Here is a 7,362-nt window from a genome sequence, read left to right on the forward strand (position 1 = left end):
GATGCTCACCTTCCTCAGGGGGACGCCGGGCGGCGAGCCTGGTCCGGGCAGCAGGGGAGCTGCCGCGTCCATCGATTGGGGAACCCTGTGAAGAAGCCTCAAGCCGGGCTGACATCAGGCACGACGTGGTGGCGGGCCCCGGAGGGCAGAAGCGCGCGCCTGAAGGAGGTCATCACGGCCGAACTGTGCGACACACTCTTCGGCTCCCTCTCCAGACGTGACCAACGGGAGAAGGGCGAGCAGTACCTTCGGGCGCTGCTGGAGGCGCAGGGCAGGAAGTCCATCAGGAACCTCGCCACACATCTGGGCGGCGCGGCGGCGGAACAGCGGTTACAGCACTTCATATCGAACGCGCCGTGGGACTGGATGCCGGTGCGCGACGCGCTCGCCTCCTATCTGGAGCGGAAGAATCTGCCCCAGGCCTATGTGGTGCGGGCGCTGTCCATCCCCAAGGCGGGCAATCAGTCCGTCGGCGTGAACCAGGGCTTCGACCCCCACCTCGGCAGGATCTTCCGGGGGCAGCGCGCGTTCGGCATGTGGCACGCCTCTCCGGCGCTGAGCGTCCCGGTCAACTGGCGGATGTTCCTCCCGGACACCTGCTTCGACCAGGAGCCGGCCGGCCGCTCCGACGCGGCCCCCACCGAGAACCCGAAGGAGACGCTGGAGGAGTGCGCGGTCAAGTCCGTACTGGAGACCCTGCCGCTGCGGGGCGTACCGCTGGCGCCCGTGGTGCTGGATCTGCCGATGGGCCGGGTCGACGCCGCGTTCCGGCGGTTCGCGGACGCGGGCGTGCCGGCCGTGGCCCGGGTGCGTCCGACGACCCGGCTCACCGTCGAGGACCCGGCTCTCGCGGGCTTCTCCGGGGGCCCGCTCCAGGCCCGGCAGATCGCCATGTCGGCCCGGTCGCTGCGCCGGCCCGTCACCTGGGCGGACCCCGCCACACCGAACGCCTCCCACCACTCCCTGGTGGCGACCGTGCAGGTACGGGAGTTGGGCCGGCCGGCCGGGCCGCGCAACCCGGCCGACGGGCGGCTTCTGCTGCTCGCGGAGTGGCAGGACCCTCAGCGGGTCCCGGAGAATCTGTGGGTGGCCAACGCGCACATGCTCCGCGCCGAGGCGCTGCTGCTCGTCACCAAACTCACCTCCCGGGTCGACCTCGACGTCACACAGGTCGGTTTCAACACCGGGCTGCGGGACTTCGAGGGACGGTCGCTGCGCGGCTGGCACCGGCACATGTCACTCGCCTCCGCCGCCCACGCGATAGAGATCCTCTCCTCCACCGAGGGCCGGCGCACCGCGCAGCGGACGCACCGTCAGGTGTCCCGCCTGTCGGCCTGATCGCGTCTGCCGGGTCCATGGCGGTGCCGCAGCACCTGCCGGGTCCGCAGCAGCCGCAGCGCGAGCTGGATCTCCAGGGCGTCGGACGGCTCCTGCCACTTCGGCCCCAGCAGTTCGGTCAGCCGCTCCAGCCGGCGGGAGACCGTGTTCGCGTGGACGTGCAGCACCCCGGCCGCCCGGGTCGGGCTGGCGTGTGAACTGAAGTAGGCGTCAAGTGTGCGTACCAGCTCGGTGTCCCGTTCGTTGTCGTAGTCGAGGACGGCGCCGAGAGTCGAGTTGATGTACCGATCGACATCGTGGTCGTCGGAGAGCAGCACCCCCAGAAAGCCCAGGTCCTCCGTCGCCGCAGCGCTGCCCTGTCCATCAATGGCGATCAGGGCGTCCAGGCAGCGCTGTGCCTCCCGGTAGACCTCCCTGATCGCGGCCAGATCGCGGGTCGGGCCCGCCGCGCCCACCGAGACCGGCTGGGCGAGCAACGGAGACAGCTCATGGTGCACGGACTGCGCGATCGCCGAAGGGTTCTCGCCCGGCAGCAGCAGAAGAATGCAGCCGTTGCGCACCGTCTTCAGCCCGGACCTGCGGTGGGCGTACGAGGAGGCCCACACCACGGCACGCCCCTGCTCACTGCCCTCCACCCGGATGACCAGAAGGGAGTGCGGCCGTTTGGGATCGATGCCGACCCTGCGGGCCTGCTCCGCCAAGTGCCGTACAGAACGGTTGGAGTCGGCGAGCAGATTGTCGAACAGCTCGTCGCGCACCGGGCCCGCCGCCACCGCCGTGCTCCGCTGGAGCAGCAGCACCAGGGCGACCGCCTGCCCCGCGAAGTGCAGGAACTTGGCCTCCTCGTCGGAGAGCGGCCGCTGGGTACGGGTGATCAGCGCCCCGAGATCCTCCGCACCGGCGATGACGGGCGCGGCCCAGAGCGTGGGGCCGAGGGCGATCGGGGCCCGCATGGCGAGCGCGTCCAGGCTCGCCTTCGCGGTGACGGCCGCGTCCACGTCCTGCGGAGCGCCCACGCCGACGATGAGACAGCCGGCCGCGTCGTGCACGGCGACCGACCCGTTGAGGACGTCCCCGGCGACCGTGGCGACGTCACGGAGGTCGCAGCCGTCCAGCACCATCCCGGCCAGCTTCCCCCGCGCCTCGGAGAGGAACCGCGACCGGGAGGAGATGGCCAGCTCCCTGGCGCGCCGCGCGCCCACATCGGCCAGATCGGTCTGGACGTGCTCCATCAGCCGGGTCCGGTCGAGGGCCGTGCCGGCGAGGTCGGCGAGCGATCGCATCAGGCCGATCTCGTCGGGGGTGAAGTGTCTGATCTTCCGGTCCGCCGCGTAGAGCGCGCCCACGGTCTTGCCGCTGTGGCGCATGGGCACGGCGAGGATCGCGCGCAGCCCTTCGGCCCGTACCACCTCGTCGACCCGGTCGGAGCGGGGGAAGGCGGTGTCGCCGAGGTAGTCGGCCGTCCACAGGGGACCCCCCTCGCCCTGCGCCACCTCGCCCAGGCCGTGCCCCTCCTCGATCTCCAGGCCCACGTTGAACATGGTGGTCTCGCCGTCCGACGCGTGGACGTAGGAGCCGCCCTCGGGACGCGGCAGGCTGACGTAGGAGACGTCGCAGCCCAGCAGCCGGCGGGCCCGCGAGGTGACGACGCTGAGCAGATACTCGGGATCCTGGATCGAGTTGATCTCCCGTGCGGCGTCGATCAGGGCGGCCATCGCCGCCTCGCGCCGCCGCCGCTGCTCGGTCGCCTCCCCGATGGCGAGCCCCAGATGCACCGCGCGCTCCAGGGCGGCGAACGCCGGGGCCGGCATCGCCGCGCTCTGGGCCTGCCTCAGTAACTCCTCCAGATGGGTTCTGGGGACCTCTCGTGCCACCAGCTCGAACACGGTCAGCGCATGGGTCTGGTCAACCAACTCTTCCGACATCGAACGGCCCCCCGGAGTAAATTTTGAATCAAATGTGAGGAAGATCGTAAGTCTCTGTGATCATGAGGGTCAACGGATCTGACCCTGCGGTGATCCCCTAGGTGTGACCCGGGCACCACCCCTAGGGGGACCGGGTGTCGCGGGCCCACCTTCCGGCGGCGACTCCCCTCCGGAGACGATGAATGGAGGGGTTTTTGAGGGGGTTCATCCCCCTGTATCGGAAGGGATGTCCATACCAATGACAGAGATCAAGAGCTATACGCGCTCGCTTGAGCGCAGCCGGACCGCACGCACCCGCAACGACCGCCCACCGGTCTTCACGATGGCGGGACGGAGCTGGGATCTGCTCGACGACGTCTTCGCGCCGCCCTTCACCAGATCCACCGGCATCGCGATGGAGCTGCTGGACCTCCACGAGAGCCCCGCGCCGAGAACCGGATCGTTCCTGGAGGTCGGCTGCGGCACCGGGATCATCGCGATCTCCGCGGCGCTGGCCGGCTGCGACCGCGTCGTCGCGACCGACATCAACCCCGGCGCGGCGAAGAACACCGAACTCAACGCCCGGCGCCACGGAGTGGCCGACTGGGTCGACGCGCTGTGCGGAGATCTCTTCGGCGCGGTCCCGCCCGGCGAGCGATTCGACACGATCTACTGGCATTCGAATTTCGTCCTGGCTCCGGAAGACTACCAATACGAGACGGATCACGACCGTGCCTATGTCGACCCCGGCTATCGGGCGCACGAGCGCTATCTGTCGGAGGCGAACGGTCTGCTGACCGAAGGCGGCCGGGTGCTGCTGCACTTCAGCGACCGGGGGAACATCGCCCTGCTGCACGACATCGCGGCGCGGTGCGGAAGGGAGTTAGGCGTGGTCCGCACCAGGAGCGACCGCGAGGGCGAGGACACGGTGGAGCACATTCTGTTCGAGGTGCGGGCCATTCGCCGCTGAACACCCGGCAGCCCGCACTCTCTTCGCTCGCGGAGCCGTCCTGCGAGCCCGGTCGCCTACCAACGGACAGAATATGCGCACTCTCCTCGTCGACAACTATGACTCCTTCACCTACAACCTCCACCACTACCTCGCCGAGGTGAGCGGAGTCGAACCCGTCGTGATCCGCAACGACGAACCCGGGTGGCGGGTCGGCCGGCTCCGGGAATTCGACAATGTCGTGCTGTCGCCCGGGCCGGGAAGCCCGGAGGTCCCCGCCGATTTCGGCATCTGCCGCGACATCCTCGAACACGGCGGAATCCCCACCCTCGGCGTCTGCCTCGGCCACCAGGGCGCCGCCCTGCTGCACGGGGCCACCGTCGGCCTCGCGCCGGAGCCCCGCCACGGACGCGTCTCGCCGGTGCTCCACCTCGGCGAGGGGCTCTTCGCGGGCCTGCCCTCCCCCTTCGACGCGGTGCGCTACCACTCGCTCGCCGTCACCGGTCTGCCGGACGAGCTGGAGGCCGACGCCTGGACCCCGGACGGTGTGCTCATGGGGTTCAGACACCGGCTGCGCCCGCTCTGGGGAGTGCAGTTCCATCCTGAGTCCATTCTGACGCGACACGGTCATGACCTGCTCGCCAACTTCATGCGCCTCTCCCGCGACTGGCACACCGCACAGGGCCCCCGGCCCGCCCGGCCCGCCGTGAGCGCCCCGGCACCGGCCCCCGCCACCGCCCCGGCGGCTCAGGAAGGGCCCGTCCGCGGACTGCGGGTCCTCGTGGAACGGACGACCGCGCCCCAGGGCGCCGAACACGCCTTCGAACGGCTCTTCAAGGACAGCGAGCACTCCTTCTGGCTGGACAGCAGCCGGCCCGACGACGGGGCCGGCCGCTTCTCGGTCATGGGCGACGCCTCGGGGCCGCTCGCCCGGGTCGCGAAGGCCAACGTGTGGGACGGCACGGTGACGGTGCAATCGGCCGACGGCGAGGACACCTTCGCGGGCAGCTTCTTCGACTGGCTCAACGAGGATCTCCGGACCGTCGAGACGGACATTCCTGAGGTTCCCTTCGACTTCACGCTCGGGTGGGTCGGTTATCTCGGCTACGAACTCAAGGCGGAGTGCGGGGGTGAGCGGGCGCACAAGTCGGAGGACGCGGACGCGGTCATGCTCTTCGCCGACCGCGCGGTCGTCGTCGACCACGCCACCGGGGACGCCTATCTGCTGGCCCTCACCGACCCTCGGGACGAGAGCGCGGCGCGCGCCTGGATCGGCTCCGCCGCCGCCGGGCTGGCGGAACCGGGCGGAACCGCCCTGCCGGCGGCCGGGGCGGACACCGGTCTTCATGACGTGACCCTGCGCCACGATCATGATGCCTACCTGAGAATGATAAGTACCTGTCAAGAGGAGATAGTCGCGGGGGAGACCTACGAGGTCTGTCTGACCAATATGATCGAGGCCCGGGGGGAGCTGGACCCGCTGGCCGGCTACCGGTTCCTGCGCCGCCTCAGCCCCGCCCCGTACGGCGCGCTGCTCTCCTGCGGAGAGCTCTCCGTGCTCAGCACCTCCCCCGAGTGCTTCCTGCGGGTCGGCTCCGACCGGATCGTCGAATCCAGGCCGATCAAGGGCACCCGGCCGCGCGGCGGCACCCCCGAGGAGGACACCGCGCTCGTGGCCGACCTGCTCACCAACGAGAAGGACCGCGCCGAGAATCTGATGATCGTCGACCTGGTCCGCAACGACCTCGGCCGGTGCGCCGAGATCGGATCGGTCGACGCGGGCGACATCTTCCGGGTCGAGAGCTACGCCACCGTGCACCAGCTGGTGAGCACCGTCCGCGCGCGGCTGCGCCCCGGTGTGAGCGCCGTCGACTGCGCACGGGCCGCCTTCCCCGCCGGGTCCATGACCGGCGCGCCGAAGATCCGCACCATGCAGATCATCGACGCTCTCGAAGAGGGGCCGAGGGGCGTCTACTCCGGAGCGATCGGCTACTTCTCCCTCTCCGGCACGGCCCATCTGAGCGTGGTGATCAGAACGGCCGTCGTCACTCCCGGGAGAGTCCGGTACGGAGTGGGCGGGGCGGTCGTCGCCCTGTCGGACCCCGAGTCCGAGTTCGAGGAGACCGCCGTCAAGGCGAGGCCCCTGCTGGCCCTCGCCGGGGCCGAGTTCCCGGGACTGGTCACCGGGGCGCTTCCGGTCTGAGGCCGTCCCGGTCCGAGACCTCGGGGCTCTGGGGCGGTGCGCCATGGGACGGACCGCCCATGGCGCTCAGCCTCCGGCCGCGCCGGGGGCGGCGACCGCCTGTCGCATCAGCTCGACGGGGACATCGGTCCGCCCGGTCATCAGCGAGACCTGGGCCGCCGCCTGGTGCAGCAGCATGGACAGCCCGCTGACGACCCTCCCGCCGAGGGCGGCCACCGCCCCGGCGCTCCGGGTCGGCCAGGGCGAGTAGACGACATCGAGCAGCGCCTCGCAGCGCAGGGCGTCGGCGAAGCCGTCCGCCGCGCCCGCCGGGAGAGTGGAGATCACCAGCTCCGCGCGGGCCCCCGCGCCCTCGGCGGAGGACAGGGAGCGGACCGAGATCCGGCTGCCGAGGCGCTCGGCGGCCTCCTCGACCAGGGCCGCGCGCGAGCGGTCCCGTACCAGGACCACCGCCTCCGGCAGTCCGAGCCGGCGCAGGGCCGCCAGCGCGGAGCAGGCGGTCGCGCCGCCGCCGAGGACGACGGCCGAGCCGGGGGCGGTGACTCCCGCCTCGCCCAGCGCCGCGACGATGCCGTGGACATCGGTGTTCTCGCCGTGCCGCCCGTCCTCGCGGAGGAGCACGGTGTTGACCCCGCCGACCGCGCGGGCGAGATCGCTCACCGAGTCCAGCAGCGGGATCACCGCCCGCTTCAGCGGCATGGTCAGGGAGAGCCCGGCCCACGAGGAGTCGAGTCCCCGGAGGAAACCGGGGAGTCCGGGCTCCGCGCACTCCACGGCCGAGTAGCTCCAGTCGAGCCCCATGCCCCGGTGGGCGGCCCGGTGCAGCGCGGGCGAGAGCGAGTGCGCGATCGGGGAGCCGAGGACGGCGGCGCGTACGGGACCGTCGCTCACCGCAGGGCCCTGGTGTACGCGGCGAGGAGTACGGCGGGGTCGGGGCCTTCCAGGACGGTAGGTTTGGCGAGGCCGTC

5 protein-coding genes are annotated in these 7,362 nt (G+C 71.1%); 3 read left to right on the forward strand and 2 right to left on the reverse strand.

Features of this window, described 5'->3' with window-relative positions; genetic code table 11:
* The first annotated feature begins 87 nt into the window (after positions 1-87).
* Positions 88-1,338, forward strand: a complete 1,251-nt coding sequence (locus IE247_RS31955) for an IS701 family transposase (RefSeq protein ID WP_229869493.1) — start codon at positions 88-90, stop codon at positions 1,336-1,338.
* On the opposite strand, the gene IE247_RS31960 is transcribed toward IE247_RS31955, so the two are convergent.
* Positions 1,314-3,263, reverse strand: a complete 1,950-nt coding sequence (locus tag IE247_RS31960; protein WP_229869494.1) for a helix-turn-helix domain-containing protein — start codon at positions 3,261-3,263, stop codon at positions 1,314-1,316. The genes IE247_RS31955 and IE247_RS31960 overlap by 25 nt on opposite strands.
* A gap of 238 nt (positions 3,264-3,501) precedes the next feature.
* Between IE247_RS31960 and IE247_RS31965 the strand changes: the two genes are divergently transcribed.
* Both IE247_RS31965 and pabB read left to right on the forward strand, forming a co-directional pair.
* The gene (locus tag IE247_RS31965; RefSeq protein ID WP_190126852.1) at positions 3,502-4,212 is read left to right on the forward strand and encodes a methyltransferase domain-containing protein; all 711 of its coding nucleotides are present in this window, start codon (positions 3,502-3,504) and stop codon (positions 4,210-4,212) included.
* Positions 4,213-4,285: 73 nt separating this feature from the next.
* A complete protein-coding gene (pabB, locus tag IE247_RS31970; RefSeq protein WP_190126853.1) occupies positions 4,286-6,394 on the forward strand; it encodes an aminodeoxychorismate synthase component I in 2,109 nt (702 codons plus the stop codon).
* 66 nt (positions 6,395-6,460) lie between these two features.
* Here the strand turns inward: pabB and IE247_RS31975 are convergent, their stop codons facing one another.
* On the reverse strand, positions 6,461-7,285 hold the full coding sequence (locus tag IE247_RS31975) for a shikimate dehydrogenase (RefSeq protein WP_190126854.1): 825 nt from the start codon (positions 7,283-7,285) through the stop codon (positions 6,461-6,463).
* Positions 7,286-7,362: the final 77 nt, after the last annotated feature.

It is taken from the genome of Streptomyces inusitatus, from assembly GCF_014651115.1.
In the GTDB taxonomy this organism is placed as follows: Bacteria; Actinomycetota; Actinomycetes; order Streptomycetales; family Streptomycetaceae; genus Streptomyces; species Streptomyces amakusaensis.

What these genes read in the sequence shown, in the direction of transcription:
- IE247_RS31960 (WP_229869494.1), bottom strand. Translation starts at nt 3,263, where the DNA reads ATGTCGGAAGAGTTGGTTGACCAGACCCATGCGCTGACCGTGTTCGAG.
- IE247_RS31965 (WP_190126852.1), top strand. Translation starts at nt 3,502, where the DNA reads ATGACAGAGATCAAGAGCTATACGCGCTCGCTTGAGCGCAGCCGGACC.
- pabB (WP_190126853.1), top strand. Translation starts at nt 4,286, where the DNA reads ATGCGCACTCTCCTCGTCGACAACTATGACTCCTTCACCTACAACCTC.